Here is an 18,181-nt window from a genome sequence, read left to right on the forward strand (position 1 = left end):
GCAAAGGCTGGGCCATAAGTCAGGGTATCGGGATGGAAGAGTTTATCGAAGGCTGGACTGCGCGTCATGGCGCAACCCGCGACCAGTTGCTGCCGCTGCTGCATGCGGTGCAGGAAGAGGCTGGCTATGTCGCGGACACTGTCGTGCCGGTCATCGCCCGCGCGCTGAACCTGTCGCGCGCTGACGTGCATGGCGTCGTCACCTTCTACCATGATTTCCGCCGGACGCCTGCGGGCCGCCATGTCGTGAAACTGTGCCGGGCCGAAAGCTGCCAGGCGCGGGGCGGCGCGGCGATCGAGGCGGCGGCGGCGCAGCGGCTGGGCGTGGCGATGGGGGAGACGCGCGGCGATGGCGCGATCAGTCTGGAGCCGGTTTATTGCCTGGGGCTGTGCGCGGTCGGGCCGAACGCGCTGGTCGATGGTCGCCCGGTCGCGCGGATCGACGGTGCGGCGCTGGACCGGATCGCGGCGGAGGTGGCGGCATGAAAATCTATGTGAGCCGCGACATGGCGTCGGTGGCGCTGGGCGCGGACGCTGTCGCGCAGGCCTTTGCCGATGCGGGGTGCGAGGTGATCCGCACCGGATCGCGCGGGCTGTTCAGCATCGAACCGCTGGTCGAGGTGGAAACGGCGCAAGGCCGGATCGGCTATGGTCCGGTCGGGCCGGGGGATGTCGCGGCGGTGCTGGATGGCAGCCACGCCAACCGGCTGGGGCCGGTCGACCAGCATCCATTCTTTGCGGGACAGCAGCGCTTCACCTTCGCCCGGTGTGGCGTGATCGATCCGGTCAGCCTGACCGAATATGCGGCGCAGGACGGATGGAAGGGGCTGGAGGCAGCGCGCGCAATGACGCCCCAGGCCGTGGTCGATGCGGTCAAGGCGTCGGGCCTGCGCGGGCGCGGCGGGGCGGGGTTCCCGACCGGCATCAAGTGGCAGACGGTGCTGGATGCGCCTGCGGGCGACAAATATATCGTCTGCAACGCCGACGAAGGCGACAGTGGCACCTTTGCCGATCGTATGCTGATGGAGGGCGACCCCTATTGCCTGATCGAGGGCATGGCGATTGCGGCCCATGCCGTGGGCGCGCGCCATGGCTATATCTATATCCGTTCCGAATATCCCTTCGCCATTGCCACGATGCGACTGGCGATCGAGCATGCCGCCCATCTGATCGCGCCTTTCACGCTGGAAGTGCGCGAAGGGGCGGGCGCCTATGTCTGCGGCGAGGAAACCGCGCTGCTCGACAGCATCGAGGGCAAGCGCGGACAGGTGCGGGCCAAGCCGCCTCTGCCTGCGCTCAAAGGTCTGTTCGGCCAGCCGACGGTCATCAACAATGTGCTGAGCCTGGCGGCCGTGCCGTTCATTCTGGCGGAAGGGGCGGAGGCCTATGCCGCCGTCGGCTTTGGCAGGTCGCGTGGCACGATGCCGGTGCAACTGGCGGGCAATGTGCGCCATGGTGGCCTGTATGAGATCGGCTTTGGCATCACGCTGGGCGAACTGGTGAACGATGTCGGCGGCGGCACGGCCAGCGGGCGGCCCGTACGCGCGGTGCAGGTGGGCGGGCCGCTGGGCGCCTATTTCCCGCCATCCATGTTCCATCTGCCCTTCGATTATGAAGCCTTTGCCGCGGCTGGCGGCCTGATCGGCCATGCCGGGATCACGGTGTTCGACGACAGCGTGGACATGGCGCATATGGCCCGTTTCGCGATGGAATTCTGCGCGGCGGAAAGCTGCGGCAAATGCACGCCCTGCCGGATCGGATCGACGCGCGGGGTGGAGATTGTCGACCGGATCATGGCGGCGAGACCGCCTATTTCCAGTCGTCATCCTGACGAAAGTCAGGATCCAGAGTCCCGCAATGCAAGGTTGGATGATGCCGCCCTGGATGATGACTTTCGTCAGCATGACGGGAAGGGGGGCTATCTTGGCAAAGCCCTCTACTCCCGTTCCCCCAGCCGTATCGATACGTCGCTCGACGCGCAAACCACGCTGCTGCGCGATCTGTGCGATACGATGAAATATGGCTCGCTCTGCGCGTTGGGGGGCTTCACCCCCTATCCGGTGCTGAGCGCGCTCGATTACTTCCCAGAAGATTTCGGCGCGCCTGCGCCGTTGAAGGAGGCTGCGGAATGACCTTTACCCGCGAAACCGACCATGGCACGCCCGCTGCGATTGCGACCGGCAAGTCCGTCACGCTGACCATCGACGGGCAGGCGATAACCCTGCCCGAAGGCACCAGCATCATGCGCGCGGCGTCGCTGCTGGGTGGCTCCATTCCCAAACTCTGCGCCACTGACAGCGTCGAAAGCTTCGGTTCGTGCCGCCTGTGCCTGGTGGAGGTGGAGGGCCGCAACGGCTATCCCGCGTCCTGCACGACGCCAGTGGCCGAAGGCATGGTGGTGCGCACCCAGACCGACCGCCTCAAGCAGTTGCGGCGCGGGGTGATGGAACTGTATATCTCCGACCATCCGCTCGATTGCCTGACCTGCGGCGCGAACGGGGACTGCGAATTGCAGGATCAGGCTGGCGCGGTTGGCCTGCGCGACGTGCGCTATGGCTATGATGGCGCGACCAATATGGGGCAGGCGAAGGACCAGTCTAACCCCTATTTCGATTTCGATCCCAGCAAGTGCATCGTCTGTTCGCGCTGCGTGCGCGCCTGTGACGAAGTGCAGGGGACGTTCGCGTTGACGATCGAGGGGATGGGGTTCGATTCCAAGGTTTCCGCGTCGCAGGGCGAGGGATTTCTGGGGTCCGAATGCGTGTCCTGTGGCGCCTGCGTGCAGGCCTGTCCCACCGCATCGCTGATCGAAAAGAAGGTCGTCGAAGTCGGCACCCCCGACCGCGCCGTCGTCACCACCTGCGCCTATTGCGGTGTGGGCTGCACCTTCCGTGCGGAAATGCGGGGCGAGGAACTGGTGCGCATGGTGCCGTGGAAGGACGGCAAGGCCAATCGCGGCCATAGCTGCGTCAAGGGTCGCTTCGCCTGGGGCTATGCCCAGCATCAGGATCGCATCCTGAACCCGATGATCCGCGCCAGCATCGACGAGCCATGGCGCGAAGTGTCGTGGGACGAGGCGATCGCCCATACGGCCAGTGAATTCCGTCGCATCCAGGCGAAATATGGCACCCGCTCCATCGGCGGCATCACGTCGAGCCGCTGCACCAATGAGGAAACCTTCCTTGTCCAGAAGCTGATCCGCCAGGGTTTTGGCAATAATAATGTCGATACCTGCGCCCGCGTCTGCCACTCGCCGACCGGCTATGGGCTGAGCCAGACCTTCGGGACGTCGGCGGGTACGCAGGATTTCGACAGCGTGATGCAGTCGGACGTCATCCTGGTCATCGGCGCGAACCCGACCGACGGCCATCCCGTATTCGCCAGCCGGATGAAACGCCGCTTGCGGCAGGGGGCCAAGCTGATCGTCATGGACCCGCGCCGCACCGATCTGGTCAAATCCCCCCATATCGAGGCGGACCATCATCTGCCCCTGCGCCCCGGCACCAATGTCGCGATGCTGACCGCGATGGCGCATGTCATCGTCACGGAGAAGCTCTATGACGAAGCCTTCATCCGCGAACGGTGCGACTGGGATGAGTTTGCCGACTGGGCCGATTTCGTCTCCCAACCCGCCCGTTCGCCCGAAGCGATCGAACCGCTGACCGGCGTGAAGGCGGACGAGGTGCGGGCCGCCGCCCGGCTCTATGCCACAGGCGGCAATGGCGCGATCTATTATGGCCTGGGCGTTACCGAACATAGCCAGGGGTCATCGACCGTGATGGCCATCGCCAACCTGGCTATGGCGACCGGCAATGTCGGGCGCGAAGGCGTGGGCGTGAACCCGCTGCGGGGGCAGAATAATGTGCAGGGCGCCTGCGACATGGGCAGCTTCCCGCATGAATTTTCCGGCTATCGCCATGTGTCCGACACGGCGACGCGGCAATTGTTCGAACGCACATGGGGCGTCAGCCTGGACGCCGAGCCGGGGCTGCGCATCCCCAACATGCTGGACGCCGCGACCGACGGGACGTTCAAGGGGCTGTTCGTGCAGGGCGAGGATATTCTTCAGTCCGATCCCAACACCCATCATGTCGCGGCGGGGCTTGCAGCGATGGAGTGCGTCGTGGTGCAGGACCTGTTCCTCAACGAAACCGCCAATTACGCCCATGTCTTTCTGCCGGGATCGACCTTCCTGGAAAAGGACGGCACCTTCACCAACGCCGAACGGCGCATCCAGCGGGTGCGCAAGGTGATGGCCCCGCTCAATGGCTATGCCGACTGGGAAATCGTGCAACTGGTGGCCAACGCCATGGGCCTGCAGTGGACCTATGATCACCCCGCGCAGATCATGGATGAGATCGCCGCGCTCACCCCGACCTTTGCGGGCGTCCATTATGACCGGCTGGAGGCGGAAGGATCGCTGCAATGGCCCGCCAATGACGCTGCGCCCGACGGTACGCCGACCATGCATATCGACGGTTTCGTGCGGGGGAAGGGCAAGTTCGTCGTCACCGACTATGTGCCGACGGACGAAAAGACCGGCCCGCGCTTCCCGCTGCTGCTGACGACGGGGCGCATCCTGTCCCACTATAATGTCGGCGCGCAGACGCGACGGACGGCGAACACCGCCTGGCACCCGGAGGACCGGCTGGAAATCCATCCGTCCGATGCGGAAAATCGCGGGATCAAGGAAGGCGACTGGGTTGCCCTGAAAAGCCGGGCGGGGGAAACCACGCTGCGTGCGCAAGTGACCGAGCGGGTAGCGCCGGGCGTGGTCTATACGACCTTCCACCACCCCGAAACCCAGGCCAATGTCATCACCACCGACTATAGCGACTGGGCGACCAACTGCCCGGAATATAAGGTGACGGCGGTGCAGGTGATGCCATCCAACGGCCCCAGCGACTGGCAACTCGACTATGCCGATCAGGCCAGGATGAGCCGCCGCATTGCGCCACTGGAAGCGGCGGAATAGGATCGGCCCGATGAGCGACGAAAATGACGTCATGTCCACCGCCGACCGGCTGATCTACATGGCCAACCAGATCGCGCGCAATCTGGCGGCGCAGGGCGATGCGGAGGCGGTTGCGTCCACCGCCAGCCATATCGCCAGCTTCTGGGACCCGCTTATGCGCGCGCGGATCGTGGCGCTGGCGGCGGAGCAGCCCGACGCCCTGTCGCCGATCGCGGCGCAGGCCGTGCGCCGGATCAGCGCTTGAAGCAGGGCGGCGACGCGCTGACCTTCACCCGCCTGGCCCGCGATGGGCAGGGCGAAGCGGTCGAACGGGTGCTGGCCGATGAAGTGCCGGTCGCGATCGAATTCAACGGCATCGGCTATGCGGTGCTGATGGCGACGCCCACTGATCTGACCGATCTGGTGCTGGGTTTTGCGCTGGCGGAACGGCTGATCGGGCCGGACGATGCGCCCTTCGACGTCGATACCCATGATACCGATCAGGGCATCGTGGCGCGCGCGACTCTGCCGCCATCGCGGACCGATTTGCTGCTGGACCGGGTACGGCACCGCGCGTCCGATTCATCGTGCGGCCTGTGCGGGATCGAAAATCTGGAACAGGCGATTCGGCCCCTGCCGCCAGTGACGGCGCGATCGCGCGCCGACCGCGCCGCGATCTTTCGCGCGCTTGATGGGCTGGCGGCGCATCAACCGCTCAATGCCGCGACCGGCGCGGCCCATGCCGCCGCCTGTGCCGACGCGGACGGGGCGATCCGTCTGGCGCGGGAGGATGTCGGGCGGCACAATGCGTTCGACAAGCTGATCGGCGCGATGAAGCGCGCGGGCGCGGGCTGGGACGACGGCTTTGCGCTGCTGTCGTCACGCTGTTCCTATGAACTGGTGGAGAAAGCGGTGCTGAGCCAATGCCCGCTTTTGGTGACGATTTCCGCCCCCACAAGGCTGGCGGCCGAGCGCGCGGCGGCGGCGGGACTGCCGCTGGTCGTGCTGGCGCGACGCGATGCGATGTTGCACCGGGGCAACGCACCGCTGACGTAGCGAAACAGCCGCTTGGCAATGCCGCGCCTTTGCCCTAGAGCGCGTCGCGTGAGGGGGGCTCGCTTTCCTTACAGCTAGATCGCGCCGGTGTCCCGCAAGGGGCTGAAAATGGGAATGCGGTGCGGGCGTGAAAGCGCCCTATTCCGCAGCTGTCCCTGCAACTGTAAGCGGTGAGCATGATGCATAAGGGTCGCAAGACCCGGCCACTGGACGCCAATGTCTGGGAAGGTTCGTGCATCATTGCCCTGACCCGTGAGCCAGGAGACCTGCCGGCGTCTGGTCGCTCTTGCCCTGATCCAGGGGATTGGTCATGGCACGGTGGTTTTCCGTCGAGCGACGCTGTGCGGCCGGGGCCGCATCGTGCCGTGCGGCGGGGGCTGGCGTCATCCCGCATCATGGCGCGACCGCGTGCGCGGACGCCCTGGCCTTGAAGTCGCATGGGACGCTCAGGGCATATATCATGGTAAGAACAGGGATTTCTCTCATTGCGCTGCTGGCGGCAACGCCCGCTCTGGCGCAGGACGATGACATCATCGTCACCGCATCGGGCATCGAACAGTCGCGCGACGAAGTGGGGCAGGCGATCACCGTCATCGACGCGCAGACCATCCAGACGCGGCAGGTTATCGATGTGGTCGATCTGCTGGCGACGACGCCGGGCGTTCGTTTCAACCGTAACGGGTCCACCGGCGGCGTGACCGGCGTATCGCTGCGCGGCGCGGAAACGACGCAGACTCTGGTGCTGATCGACGGGGTGAAGGTCAATGACCCCAGCGGCATTGGTGACGGTTATGACTTCGGCCATTTGCTGACCGGCAATATCAAGCGGATCGAAGTGCTACGCGGCTCCAACTCGGTCGTCTATGGCAGTCAGGCGATCGGCGGCGTGGTGAACATCATGACCGGCGTGCCGGTGGACGGCTTCGGCGCGAACGCCTCGGTCGATTATGGTTATAGCGATACGGTCAATGCCAAGGCGGACGTGTCCGGCACCAGCGGCATCGCGTCGGGCGGCGTGGGCGCGGCCTATTTCCGCACGGATGGCATTTCCTCTGCCGCGGGCGGCACGGAAAAGGACGGCTATGAAAATATCGCCACCAACGCGCGGCTCAAACTGGCGTTCAGCGATGCGTTGAGCCTCGACCTGCGTGGCTATTATATCCATGCGGATCTCGACTATGACAGCTTCTTTGGCGCACCGGCCGACAGCAGCGATGTGAGCAAGCTGGACCAATATGTGGGCTATGCGGGCCTCAACCTGGCTTTGCTGGATGGCAAGCTGACGAACCGCGCAGCCGTCACCTATCTGCGCAACGACCGCGACTATTATTTCGTGCGCGGCACCGACCCGGATTATGGCTATTCCGGCACTAACCTGCGCTTTGAATATGAAGGCGTCTATGCCCCGGTCGATCAGGCCAAGCTGGTATTCGGCTACGAGCATGAACGGCCCGACTATGAATTCTTCGGGTTCGGCAGCACGTCGTCGGCAAGGATCAATATCGACAGCGTCTATGCGCTGGCGATCGTCAAGCCCTTTACGGGCCTGTCGGTCACGGGCGGTGTGCGGCATGACGATCATAGCCAGTTTGGCGGCGCGACCACGTTCGGCGCGAATGCCAACTATTCGCCCAATGCAGGCGCGACCAATTTTCGCCTGAGCTATGGCGAAGGGTTCAAGGCGCCCTCGCTCTATCAGCTGTACGACATGTTCAGCGGCAATAGCGCGCTGCGCCCCGAACGGTCGAAAAGCTATGATGTCGGCTTTGACCAGAGCCTGGATGGTGGCCGGGCGATCCTGTCGGTAACGGCGTTTCGTCGCGACACGACCGACCAGATCAATTATGACAATGCGACCTTCAGCTACAGCAATCTGGACCGCACCCGCGCCAAGGGCGTGGAGGCGAGCATTGCCTTGAAGCCGGTGGACGCACTGACCGTGACGGGCAGCTACAGCTATGTCGATGCGCGCGACCGGTCGGGCGGGATCACGGACGGCAACCGTCTGCCGCGCCGCGCGGCCAACGCGATCAGCGTTTCGAGCGACTATGTCTGGTCGTTCGGCCTGTCGACCGGGGCGACCGTGACGATGGTGGGCGACAGTTTCGACAATGCCGCCAACACCCGCCGTCTGGACGGCTATGCGCTTGTCGGCCTGCGGGCTTCGCTGCCGCTGGGCGAGCATCTGGAAGTCTATGGCCGGATCGACAATCTGTTCGATGAAGCCTACGCCACGGCCTATGGCTATGGCGTCTATGGCCGCTCCGCCTTTGGCGGCGTGCGTGTCCGTTTCTGATATGGCACAAGGGGGGACGGGCGCGCTGCTCGTCCCTTCACCTTGGCGCGTTCTGACGCGCCGTGCCTTTGCTGCGTGGCGCCCCAAGTTGCGCCGTGCTTTTGCTGCGTGGCGCCCCAAGTTGCGCCACGATGGCCCGCGCCGCCTGCACATAGGCCGGGCCGCCGCACACGGTCCAGCTTTGCGGCAGGCTGATGCGCGGGATGGATTTGATCGCAGGGTGCTGGAGCATTTCGGTCCCCTGATCGACCACCGCTTCGCTGCCGCTTTCCACGATCAGCCAATCGGGCCGCGCCGCGACCATCGCCTCCAGCGGCACTTGCGCCAGCGCGGGCTTGCCGAGTTTTGCGGCCAGATTGGTCAGCCCGACCCGATGCATCAGGTCATCAACCAGCGTGCCTGTGCCGGTCATATAGCCGCGCCGCTGATAATAGGCGGCAACGCCGCCGCGCTTCGCTTTCGGCAGTGCCGCCAGATCGCGGTTCATCTGCGCAATCAGCTTTTCGCCCCGGTCGACATGGCCGACCGCGCGCGCGACCTGCCGTATCTGATCCTCGATCGCGTCATAATTGTCCGCACTGGCCAGGCCCAATGTGGTCCATTGGCCCGGCGGCGCTCCGGCGACCATGTTCGGCCCGATCGGATAGCCCAGGATCAAATCGGGCCGGATCGCCAGCACCTCTTCCGAAGCGCGGCGCAGCGTACGATAGCCGCGCGCCTTGTCCGCCGCCGCCGACAATTCGGGATCGAGCGCATTGCTGCTGAGCGCCGCGATCTGGCCCTTGTCGGCCAGCGCGATCAGATATTGATCGGCGCACACGTTGAGCGACACGATCCGCCGCGGCGCAGCGTGTGCCGTGCCGGTGAGTGTCAGGGCGGCAAGGGCGAGGATCAACGGACGGATCATGGAGCCTGTCTTGTAGTAGGACCTGTTCCTGCCTTCGCAGGAACATGGCGCTTTGCCAACCGCCAAGGGGAGCGTCCATGACGGCCCGCCGCCACCCCTTGCTCGTCCCCGCGCTGCTGATCCTGCTGGTCGGCGCGGCGATGGGATCGGTGATGCTGGGGGCCGTCGCGATCAGCCCGGCGCGGATATGGGCGGTGCTGACCGGCGGCGGCGATGCGGTCGCCCGTGCGATCATCATCGACCTGCGCCTGCCGCGCATGTTGCTGGGCCTGCTGGTGGGCGCGATGCTGGGCCTGTCGGGCGCGGCGTTGCAGGGCTATCTGCGCAACCCGCTGGCCGAACCGTCCGTGCTGGGCGCGTCCAATTCAGCGGCGCTGGGCGCGGTCTGCGCGCTCTATTTCGGCCTCAGTGCGCTGCATCCGCTGGTCCTGCCGCTGCTCGCCATCACCACCGCGCTTGTCGCCATTGCCGGGCTGTTCTTGCTGGCCGGTCCATCGGAAAGCCCGCTGACCCTGATCCTGGCGGGGATCGCGGTCGCGACGCTGGCGGGGGCGGGCATCAGCCTGTCGCTTAACCTGTCGCCCAATCCCTTTGCCGCGATGGAGATCATGACCTGGCTGATGGGCAGTCTGGAAAACCGCAGCTATGTGCATGTCCTGGTCGCCTTGCCCTGCATCGCGATCGGCGCGGCGCTGCTGATGGCGGACGGGCGGACGCTGGACGCGCTGACATTGGGGGAGGAAGGCGCGCAGGCGCTGGGCGTGAACCTTAATGCCGCGCGGTTGCGCATGATGCTGGGCGTCGCGATCGGCGTGGGCGGCGCGGTGGCGGTGTCCGGCGCGATCGGCTTTGTCGGCCTGATCGTCCCGCATATCGTCCGCCCGCTGACCGATCGGTCGCCATCGGCGGTGCTATGGCCCTCGCTGCTGGGCGGCGCGGTGCTGCTGACGCTGGCGGATATTGGCGTGCGGCTGATCCCGTCGGTCAATGAACTGAAGCTGGGGGTCGTCACCGCGATGCTGGGCGTGCCGGTGTTCCTGATCCACCTGATGCGGGAGCGACGGCTATGGTGAGCCTGGCGGTAGAAGGGCTGTCCGTCCGGCTTGGCCGTCATGTGGCGGTGCGCGATGTCGCGGTGACGCTGGAGCCGGGCCAGCTGGTCGGCATCATCGGTCCCAATGGCGCGGGCAAGTCCACGCTGATCCGGGCGATGCTGGGCCTTGCGAAGCCGCGGGCGGGCCGGGTGCTGATTGACGGGCAGGATGTGGCGCGGATCGACCGGGGGGCGATAGCGCGCGCCATCGCCTATCTGCCGCAGGGTCAGACATTGCACTGGCCGCTCAGCGTCGATCGGCTGGTGGCGCTGGGGCGGCTACCGCATCTGGGGCCGCTGTCACGCCTGTCCGACGCAGATGAGGCAGCGGTCGAGGCAGCGATGGCGCGGGCCGATGTGCTGCACCTGAAAGGACGGATCGCGACCGAATTGTCCGGTGGGGAGCGGGCGCGGGTGCTGCTGGCGCGGGCGCTGGCGGTCGGGGCGCGCGGGCTGATCGCCGACGAACCGCTGGCGGCGCTGGACCCTGGACATCAGATCGACGTCATGAACCTGCTGCGCGACGAGGCGCGCAGCGGCGCGCTGGTGGTGACGGTGCTGCATGACCTGAGCATGGCCGCGCGCTGGTGTGACCGGCTGCTGCTGATGGATGGCGGCGCGCTGGTCGCCGACGGCGCGCCGATGGAGGTGCTGACGACGCAGGCGCTGGCCGATGTCTATGGCATCACCGCCTGCATCGATCCGGGCAATGGCTGGCCCTTGATCCTGCCGACCGGGCGGGTGCCCCGGCCGGCGGCGGACTGATTATTCCGCGAAGCTGCGGGGAGCAGGCGCGATGACCGTGACTGCCCCAGCCCCTACTTCGGACACTTCCAGCGCACGTTCGGCGACGCCGTTGCGGCCAAAGCGGAATGCGCCGTCAATGCCCGAAAAGCCGCCGGAATCGCGCAGGCGCGTGGTGGGGAAGGGGCTGCCGGGCTTCCAGTCCTGCGCGATCCGCACCGTCAGCAGGACCGAATCATAGCCGAGCGAGGACAGGCGGAAGGGCGCCGTGCCGTAGCGGGCGCGATATTTGCCCGCGAGCTGGCGATAGAGCGTGTCCGACACGCTGGCGAACCACGCGCCGCGCAGCACCGGGCTTGCCGCCAGCGTGCCGTCCGTATTCCACAATTCCGTGCCGAGCAGGCGAGCGGTCGCGCCGCCATTCTTGCGCACGATCGGGGCGATCTGGATCGCGACCTTGCCACTGTCGGCGATCAGCAAGGCGTCATAGCTGGACGAGGCCTGCAATTTCTTCACCGCTGCGGTGATCGAGCCGGGGCTACGATCGAACGTCTGCATCGACACGACGGTGCCGCCCGCCTGTTCGACGGCGCGCAGCAGTGCATTGCCGGCGCGTTCGCCATAGGTACCGCGCGGAATGAGCGCGGCGAACTGCGACAGCCCCTTGTCATGGGCGAAACCCACGACCCGCTCGATCGACTGGTTGGGGTTGTAACCCATGATGTAGACGCCATTGCCCGCGACGCTGGCGTCGTTGGAAAAGCTGATCACCGGCACATTGGTGCGCGCGGCGATCGGCCCCACGATGCGGGCGTCCTCCGCCAGCAGGGGGCCAAGGATCAGGCGGTTGCCCTCGGCCAGGGCGCGGTTCGCCGCGGCTGCGGCGCCGGGCGCGGTGTCATAGGTGGTGATGCGGATCTTGTCGGTCCGGGTGTCCATCAGCGCCAATGTGGTCGCGTTGGCGATCGACTGGCCCACGGCGGCATTGGGGCCGCTCATCGGCACCAGCAGCGCGACGCGGTGGCGCAGCGTATCGGTCGGCAGCCCCTGGGTCACATCAGGGCCGGTCGGTCCTGTCGGGCCGGTCGGGGTGACGGGGGCCGGTCCCTTGGGCACGATCGACTGACAGGCGGCGAGCAGCAGCGTGCCCGCGGCAAGCACAATGCGCGTGCCGCGTTTCAAAGAAGCGAACAAGTCCGCTTGCCGGGAGGCATCCGTCTCTGTCATCTGGCGTCCTTATGGAAACACAATCATCGGGTCTTGAACCTGGGCTTTATATCGTTGCTGGGCCGATCGGCAACCTTGGTGACCTTACCCCGCGCGCGGCGGAGGTGCTGCGGTTGGCCGATGTCGTCGCCGTGGAGGATACGCGAGTGAGCGCGCGGCTGTTGCGCCATGCCGGTTCGGACCGACCGATGATCCCCTATCATGACCATAGCGGCGAAAATGTGCGGCAAAGGCTGGTTGACCGGATGGCGGGCGAATCGGTCGCCCTGCTGTCGGACGCGGGAACGCCGCTCATTTCCGATCCGGGTTACAAGCTGGTGCGCGATGCGCGGGCGGCGGGACGGCGGATCACCACCCTGCCCGGTCCCAGCGCGGCGATCGCGGCGCTGACGCTGTCGGGCCTGCCGACCGACCGTTTCCTGTTCATGGGCTTCCTACCCAGCAAGGCCAAGGCGCGCGGCGATGCGCTGGACGAGGTGGCGGGGCTGCGGGCGACCCTGGTATTCTATGAAAGCGGCCCGCGCCTGTCGGAAAGCCTGTCCGCCATGGCCGCGCATCTGGGCGACCGGGACGCGGCGGTCAGCCGGGAAATCAGCAAGGCCTTCGAGGAAACGGCCTGCGGCACGTTGAGCGAACTGTCCGCCCGCTACGCCGACGCGCCGCCCAGGGGCGAGATTGTGGTGACGGTCGGCCCGCCCGGCGAAGCTGCGCCGGCCAGCGCCGAGGATGCCGACGCGGCCCTGCTGGAGGCGCTGACCCGGCTGTCGGTGTCGAAGGCGGCGGGCGAGGTCGCGAAGAAACTGGGGCTGGACCGGCGCACCTTGTATGACCGGGCGACGGAATTAAAGGGGTGAAGCGGGAAGCGGCCGAGCGACGCGGACGTCAGGCAGAGCGGATCGCGGCCTGGTGGCTGCGGCTGAAGGGCTGGCAGATTGTCGGACGGCGGATGCGGACGCCAGCGGGGGAGGTCGATCTGGTCGCGCGCAAGGGCGCGATGCTCGCCTTTGTGGAGGTCAAGGCCCGCGCTACGGCGGCGGAACTGGACCTGGCGATCGACGAGCGGCGGTTGCGCCGGGTCGCGGCGGCGGCGGAAATTCTGTGGCATGATCTGGCCAAAGCGGGCGACGACATGCGAATCGACGTCATCCTCCTTGCGCCGGGCCGTGCGCCACGCCATCTGGCCAATGTCTGGCATGGGGGGTGATGTGCCTCTCCCCCCAAAACCGTTCGGGCTGAGCGAAGTCGAAGCCCTCGCCTGAGCGCCAGCGAAGGCAAAGCACCTCGCTAACGCTCGGCGGAGCCCTTCGACTTCGCTCAGGGCGAACGGAAAAGGAATGATCGAATGACGCAACTGAACCCCCTGACCGTCGCCGTCCAGATGGACCCGATGGAGGGCATCAAGATCGCGGGCGATTCGACCTTTCACATCATGCTGGCCGGGCAGGCGCGGGGACACAGGCTCTACCATTATCTGGCGACCGACCTGACCTATCGCGATGGCCGGGTGCTGGCGAAGGCGCGGCCGGTGAATGTGCAGAAGGTGGAAGGCGACCATTTCGCTTTTGGCGAGCCGGAAATGCTGGACCTGGGGCGCGATGTCGATGTCGTGCTGATGCGGCAGGACCCGCCCTTTGACCTGAGCTACATCACCGCCACCCATTTGCTGGAGCGGGTGCAGGAAGAAACATTGGTGGTCAACGATCCGGCCAGTGTCCGCAATGCGCCCGAAAAGCTGTTCGTGCTGGACTATGCCCGCTTCATGCCGCCGACCATGATCACCCGTGACCTGGCCGAAGTGCGCAGCTTCCTGGCCCAGCATGGCGAGATCGTCGTCAAGCCGCTCTATGGCAATGGCGGCGTCGCCGTTTTCCATGTCGGCAAGAATGGCGCGAACCTGTCTTCGCTGGTGGAAATATTCAAGGCGTCATGGGTTGAGCCGTTCATGGTTCAGGCCTTCATCCCCGGCGTCGCGCAAGGCGACAAGCGTATCGTCCTGATCGACGGCGAGGTCGCTGGCGCGGTCAACCGGATTCCGGGTGCGGGCGAAATCCGTTCCAACCTGGCGGTTGGCGGATCGGCGGCCAAGACCGTGCTGACCGACAGGGAGCGGGAAATCTGCGACGCGATGGGACCGGAACTCAAGGCGCGCGGCCTGCTGTTCGTGGGCATCGACGTGATTGGCGGCGAGTGGCTGACCGAAATCAACGTGACATCGCCCACCGGGATCGTGTCGATCGATGCCTTTGACGGCACCGATACGGGCGGGATGATCTGGGACGCGATCGACGCGCGGCTGGCGGCACGAGCGGCGGCGTAGTTGATGTCTTTGCCCGCCGTGCTCCCGCGTAGGCGGGAGTCCAGTCCCGCCGTTTCAACTGGGCTCCCGCCTGCGCGGGAGCACGGGGAACCCAGAGTGAGGCGATGACCGACTGGGTGCTCCGCCTGATCGACGCGGGCGGCTATTGGGGCATTTTCGTCCTGATGGTGCTGGAAAATGTCTTTCCGCCGATCCCGTCGGAACTGATCATGGGCATTGGCGGCATTCGCGTGGGTCAGGGGCGGATGGCGATGGAATGGCTGCTGCTGGCCGGCACCATCGGCACCACGGTCGGCAATTATTTCTGGTATCTGGTCGGCCATGTGCTGGGCTTTGGCCGGTTGAAGCCGCTGGTCGATCGTTATGGCCGCTGGGCGACGCTGGAATGGCGCGATGTCGAGGCGCTGGACCGACTGTTCGGCAAATATGGCCAGATCGTCGTCTTCGTGTTCCGCTTCATGCCAGCGCTGCGGACGATGATATCGCTGCCCGCCGGACTGTTCCGCATGGGGCATGTGAAATTCCTGGCGTGGACAGCGGGCGGGGCGCTGATCTGGAACATCATCCTGGCCTATGCCGGATTCGTGCTGGGCAGGAATTTCAGCCAGATCGACAAATATATCGGCCCCGCCGCTACCCTGTGCGTGGTGGGCGCGGTGATCCTCTATCTGTGGCGGCTGGCGACCTGGCGGCCAAAGGGTTAGGCGCGCGGGTGGGCGTTGCGGTAGACGTCCATCAGGTGCGCGGCATCGACCTGGGTATAGACCTGGGTGGAGGACAGGCTGGCATGGCCGAGCAGTTCCTGCAAACTGCGCAGGTCCGCGCCGCGCCCCAGCAGATGGGTGGCGAAGCTGTGGCGCAGCGCATGGGGGGTGGTGCGGTCCGAGAGGCCGAGCCGTCCGCGCGCGCCCTGTACCGCGCGGCGGATGAGCGCGGGGGAGAGCGGGCCGCCACGAGCGCCGCGAAACAGCATCTCGTCGCGGGTCATGGGATAGGGGCAGAGCGCCACATAGGCGTCGATCGCCGCGCGGACCTGTGGCAGCAGCGGGACGACGCGCATCTTGTTGCGCTTGCCCGTGACGCGCAGGGTTTCGCCGAGCGGCAGCGCCGCGCCGGTCAGGCCCATGGCCTCTCCGATCCGCAGTCCCGCGCCATAGAGCAGCATCAGCACTGCCCAGTCACGCGCGCCGATCCAGGCTTCACGCGCCCCTTCGGCAATGTCCTGCGCGAGCGCGACGGCTTCATCGGGGGAGACGGGGCGGGGCAGGCCGCGCTTGGTGCGGGGGCCTTTCAATAGGGGCACGCGGGCGTCCTCACCCCCGATGAAGCGCAGGAAACCACGCACGGCGGACAGTTCCCGCGCCGCTGACAGATTGCCGATACCCTCCATCCGCCGCGCGGTGAGGAAGGCGCGCAGGTCCGCCTGGCTGATCTGCGCCAGCAGCGCAGCGGTGACTTGCTCGCCATGATGCGCCTCCAGAAAGGCGACCAGCCGCTCGGCGGTCGCGACATAGGCGCGCACCGTATGGGTTGATCGCCGCCGGTCGAGGCTGAGATGATGACGCCAGCGTTCGATAAGGTCGGGGGAGGGCATGAGGGCAGTCTAGGGCAGGCGTGGGAAATAGGAAATGGCGGGCTTAACTTCGCATATTTCCCGGCAAATGCGACATAAAAGAACAAGACTGGGACATTTTGTGACGGCTGAGCGGGCTGCAAATCCGATAGTGGTGTGGTGGTTGACCGGAGGCCAGAGGAAGGGGGATCGCGCTTCCGATAGGGCGACGCCTCTCCACCATCGCTTCGCGGCGGTCCCCCTCCCCTTGCAGGGGAGGATTTGCTGGTGTCGGCTTTGTACAGCGCATGTTCGCCTAATTTTTGAGCAAGGAAGAAGGGTTGGGATTGCCCGGTCCGGCATGGGCCGGGTTCGATGAAATGGGAGAGTAGTGGCGGCAGCATAGGGCCAAGCGGGGCGATAGGACAGGCGTGGCCTTGAAATCCGGCGGGAAATGGGCACATGGGAAGCATGGCACCCCCTTTTGATCTGGCCGACCTGCCGACGGGCGTGGCGATGCCCCTGTCGCCGATGGTGGCCCGCGTGCTGGCGCCCAATCCGTCGCCCTTCACCTTCACCGGCACCCAGACCTATGTGGTCGGATCGAGCGACGTGGCGGTGATCGATCCCGGCCCGGACGAGGCGGATCATCTGACGGCGCTCACCGCTGCCATTGCCGGGCGGCCGTTGGTGGCGATCGTCTGCACCCATACCCATCGCGACCATAGCCCGGCTGCCCAGCCGCTGCGCGCCATGACCGGCGCGCCGGTGATCGGCTGCGCGCCGCTGACGCTGGACGATGACGGGCCGCGCGCCGATGCGGCGTTCGACGCGGCCTATCGCCCCGACCGGATACTGGCGGACGGCGAACGGCTGGCCGGCGAGGGGTGGACATTGGAGGCGGTGGCAACGCCGGGGCATACGTCCAACCATCTGTGTTTCGCCCTGGTCGAGGAACAGGCGCTGTTTACCGGCGATCATGTGATGGGCTGGTCCACCAGCGTCATTTCGCCGCCTGATGGCGACATGGCCGATTATATGCGGTCGATGCAGCGGTTGCTGGAGCGTCAGGACACTATCTATTATCCCGCCCATGGCGAACCGATCGACAATCCGCAGCGTCTGGTGCGCGGCATGATTGGCCATCGCAAGCAGCGCGAGGGCCAGATTTTGCGCTTTCTGGAGCGCAATGGCGACAGCTTGATCCCCGACATGGTGGCCGAAATGTACAAGGGCGTCGATCCGCGCCTGCACCCGGCCGCCGGGCGATCGGTGCTGGCGCATCTGATCGACCTGCATCAGCGGGGGCTGGTCGCGAACAGACAAGACAATCGTTGGGGGGCACTTTGAGATCGATTCGTATCGCAGCTTTTTTGGCGATCGCCGCCGCGCTTGCATGGTTCGGCTATCAGGCGTTGCCCGATAATCGGCAAATAGAACGTGAACCAAATGGCGAAGCGATATCGAAAATAATTTGGTCGAAGATGCAATCAACGACCAGCATTAAAGTTGCTGATTTGTCCGGCGACGTTCAGGGAACAGCTGAGTATGAAGGAACAGTCTTTACAACTCGGCAAAAAGCCAGATTTCCTTTCAGTGTAGATTATTTCGTAAACTTTAAGTCGATGCGTAAAAGCGACCTGTATTGGGACCCGGAAAAGCGCAGATTATATATCGACGCCCCAGATGTTGTACCAGCAGCGCCAAACATTGATGAGAGTCGGCGCTTTGCCGTTGAGACAACGGGAATTTTCGTTTCTCGCGAAGCAGCAGAGGAACTGGTGAAGAGAGTGTCGGTAGATGCTACCAGTCAGGCAGCAAATGGTGCGAGAACGCAAAAAAATATGGATGGCGCGCGCGAAAGGGGTGTTCTTGCGTTGAGTAAACTCTTTTCGCTCCCCTTGGCTGCGGCTGGATATGATGACGTCACGGTCATTGTGACATTCCCCCCAGAGCGGACGCTTCGCAACAGTGAGCAATGGGATCGGACTGCTTCGATCAACGAAGCACTGGCGAATGGTCGCCAGCAGCGCTAG

The 18,181-nt window shown here is 65.4% G+C and carries 17 protein-coding genes and 1 riboswitch; of the genes, 14 read left to right on the forward strand and 3 right to left on the reverse strand.

Annotated elements, in window-relative coordinates; translation table 11 throughout:
* Positions 1-32 precede the first annotated feature (32 nt).
* The 6 genes from AC07X9_RS15950 to AC07X9_RS15975 all read left to right on the forward strand — a co-directional run bounded on the left by AC07X9_RS15950 (position 33) and on the right by AC07X9_RS15975 (position 8,305).
* On the forward strand, positions 33-485 hold the full coding sequence (locus AC07X9_RS15950) for a formate dehydrogenase subunit gamma (protein ID WP_017183864.1): 453 nt from the start codon (positions 33-35) through the stop codon (positions 483-485).
* Positions 482-2,131 carry a formate dehydrogenase beta subunit gene (locus AC07X9_RS15955; RefSeq protein WP_017183865.1) on the forward strand — a complete coding sequence of 550 codons (1,650 nt, stop codon included), beginning with the start codon at positions 482-484 and terminating at the stop codon, positions 2,129-2,131. The genes AC07X9_RS15950 and AC07X9_RS15955 overlap by 4 nt, the downstream gene beginning before the upstream one ends.
* Positions 2,128-4,974, forward strand: a complete 2,847-nt coding sequence (fdhF, locus tag AC07X9_RS15960; RefSeq protein ID WP_017183866.1) for a formate dehydrogenase subunit alpha — start codon at positions 2,128-2,130, stop codon at positions 4,972-4,974. Before AC07X9_RS15955 ends, fdhF begins: the two co-directional genes overlap by 4 nt.
* A gap of 10 nt (positions 4,975-4,984) precedes the next feature.
* Complete coding sequence (locus tag AC07X9_RS15965; protein ID WP_017183867.1) at positions 4,985-5,218, forward strand: formate dehydrogenase subunit delta; 234 nt, start codon at positions 4,985-4,987, stop codon at positions 5,216-5,218.
* Positions 5,215-6,009: a formate dehydrogenase accessory sulfurtransferase FdhD gene (fdhD, locus tag AC07X9_RS15970; RefSeq protein WP_017183868.1), complete on the forward strand. Its 795-nt coding sequence runs from the start codon at positions 5,215-5,217 to the stop codon at positions 6,007-6,009. Before AC07X9_RS15965 ends, fdhD begins: the two co-directional genes overlap by 4 nt.
* 68 nt (positions 6,010-6,077) lie before the next feature.
* A riboswitch (cobalamin riboswitch) is annotated at positions 6,078-6,297 on the forward strand.
* Between the two features lie 172 nt (positions 6,298-6,469).
* Positions 6,470-8,305, forward strand: a complete 1,836-nt coding sequence (locus tag AC07X9_RS15975) for a TonB-dependent receptor plug domain-containing protein (protein ID WP_026002526.1) — start codon at positions 6,470-6,472, stop codon at positions 8,303-8,305.
* Positions 8,306-8,342: 37 nt separating this feature from the next.
* Here AC07X9_RS15975 and AC07X9_RS15980 read toward each other — a convergent pair whose 3' ends face one another.
* Positions 8,343-9,212 (reverse strand): ABC transporter substrate-binding protein, encoded by an 870-nt coding sequence (locus tag AC07X9_RS15980; protein ID WP_017183870.1) that lies wholly within the window; start codon positions 9,210-9,212, stop codon positions 8,343-8,345.
* A 77-nt stretch (positions 9,213-9,289) separates the two neighbouring features.
* Here AC07X9_RS15980 and AC07X9_RS15985 point away from each other — a divergent pair, with 77 nt between their 5' ends.
* Entirely contained in the window at positions 9,290-10,285 is a 996-nt protein-coding gene (locus AC07X9_RS15985) for a FecCD family ABC transporter permease (RefSeq protein WP_017183871.1), read from the forward strand.
* On the forward strand, positions 10,279-11,070 hold the full coding sequence (locus AC07X9_RS15990; protein WP_017183872.1) for an ABC transporter ATP-binding protein: 792 nt from the start codon (positions 10,279-10,281) through the stop codon (positions 11,068-11,070). Before AC07X9_RS15985 ends, AC07X9_RS15990 begins: the two co-directional genes overlap by 7 nt.
* On the opposite strand, the gene AC07X9_RS15995 is transcribed toward AC07X9_RS15990, so the two are convergent.
* The gene (locus AC07X9_RS15995) at positions 11,071-12,276 is read right to left on the reverse strand and encodes a penicillin-binding protein activator (RefSeq protein ID WP_017183873.1); all 1,206 of its coding nucleotides are present in this window, start codon (positions 12,274-12,276) and stop codon (positions 11,071-11,073) included. It lies immediately after the preceding gene.
* Between the two features lie 11 nt (positions 12,277-12,287).
* Between AC07X9_RS15995 and rsmI the strand changes: the two genes are divergently transcribed.
* The 4 genes from rsmI to AC07X9_RS16015 all read left to right on the forward strand — a co-directional run bounded on the left by rsmI (position 12,288) and on the right by AC07X9_RS16015 (position 15,297).
* Positions 12,288-13,130, forward strand: coding sequence for a 16S rRNA (cytidine(1402)-2'-O)-methyltransferase (rsmI, locus tag AC07X9_RS16000; protein ID WP_017183874.1), 843 nt, complete (start codon positions 12,288-12,290; stop codon positions 13,128-13,130).
* The gene (locus tag AC07X9_RS16005; protein ID WP_017183875.1) at positions 13,127-13,480 is read left to right on the forward strand and encodes a YraN family protein; all 354 of its coding nucleotides are present in this window, start codon (positions 13,127-13,129) and stop codon (positions 13,478-13,480) included. The genes rsmI and AC07X9_RS16005 overlap by 4 nt, the downstream gene beginning before the upstream one ends.
* 138 nt (positions 13,481-13,618) lie before the next feature.
* Positions 13,619-14,593: a glutathione synthase gene (gene gshB / locus AC07X9_RS16010; protein ID WP_017183876.1), complete on the forward strand. Its 975-nt coding sequence runs from the start codon at positions 13,619-13,621 to the stop codon at positions 14,591-14,593.
* A 104-nt stretch (positions 14,594-14,697) separates the two neighbouring features.
* Positions 14,698-15,297, forward strand: a complete 600-nt coding sequence (locus AC07X9_RS16015; RefSeq protein ID WP_017183877.1) for a DedA family protein — start codon at positions 14,698-14,700, stop codon at positions 15,295-15,297.
* Here the strand turns inward: AC07X9_RS16015 and AC07X9_RS16020 are convergent.
* The gene (locus tag AC07X9_RS16020) at positions 15,294-16,187 is read right to left on the reverse strand and encodes a tyrosine recombinase XerC (RefSeq protein WP_017183878.1); all 894 of its coding nucleotides are present in this window, start codon (positions 16,185-16,187) and stop codon (positions 15,294-15,296) included. The genes AC07X9_RS16015 and AC07X9_RS16020 overlap by 4 nt on opposite strands.
* A 429-nt stretch (positions 16,188-16,616) precedes the next feature.
* Here AC07X9_RS16020 and AC07X9_RS16025 point away from each other — a divergent pair, with 429 nt between their 5' ends.
* Both AC07X9_RS16025 and AC07X9_RS16030 read left to right on the forward strand, forming a co-directional pair.
* Positions 16,617-17,495 carry an MBL fold metallo-hydrolase gene (locus AC07X9_RS16025; RefSeq protein ID WP_017183879.1) on the forward strand — a complete coding sequence of 293 codons (879 nt, stop codon included), beginning with the start codon at positions 16,617-16,619 and terminating at the stop codon, positions 17,493-17,495.
* Entirely contained in the window at positions 17,492-18,181 is a 690-nt protein-coding gene (locus tag AC07X9_RS16030; RefSeq protein ID WP_140159601.1) for a DUF4230 domain-containing protein, read from the forward strand. The genes AC07X9_RS16025 and AC07X9_RS16030 overlap by 4 nt, the downstream gene beginning before the upstream one ends.

It is taken from the genome of Sphingobium sp. GW456-12-10-14-TSB1, assembly GCF_059424385.1.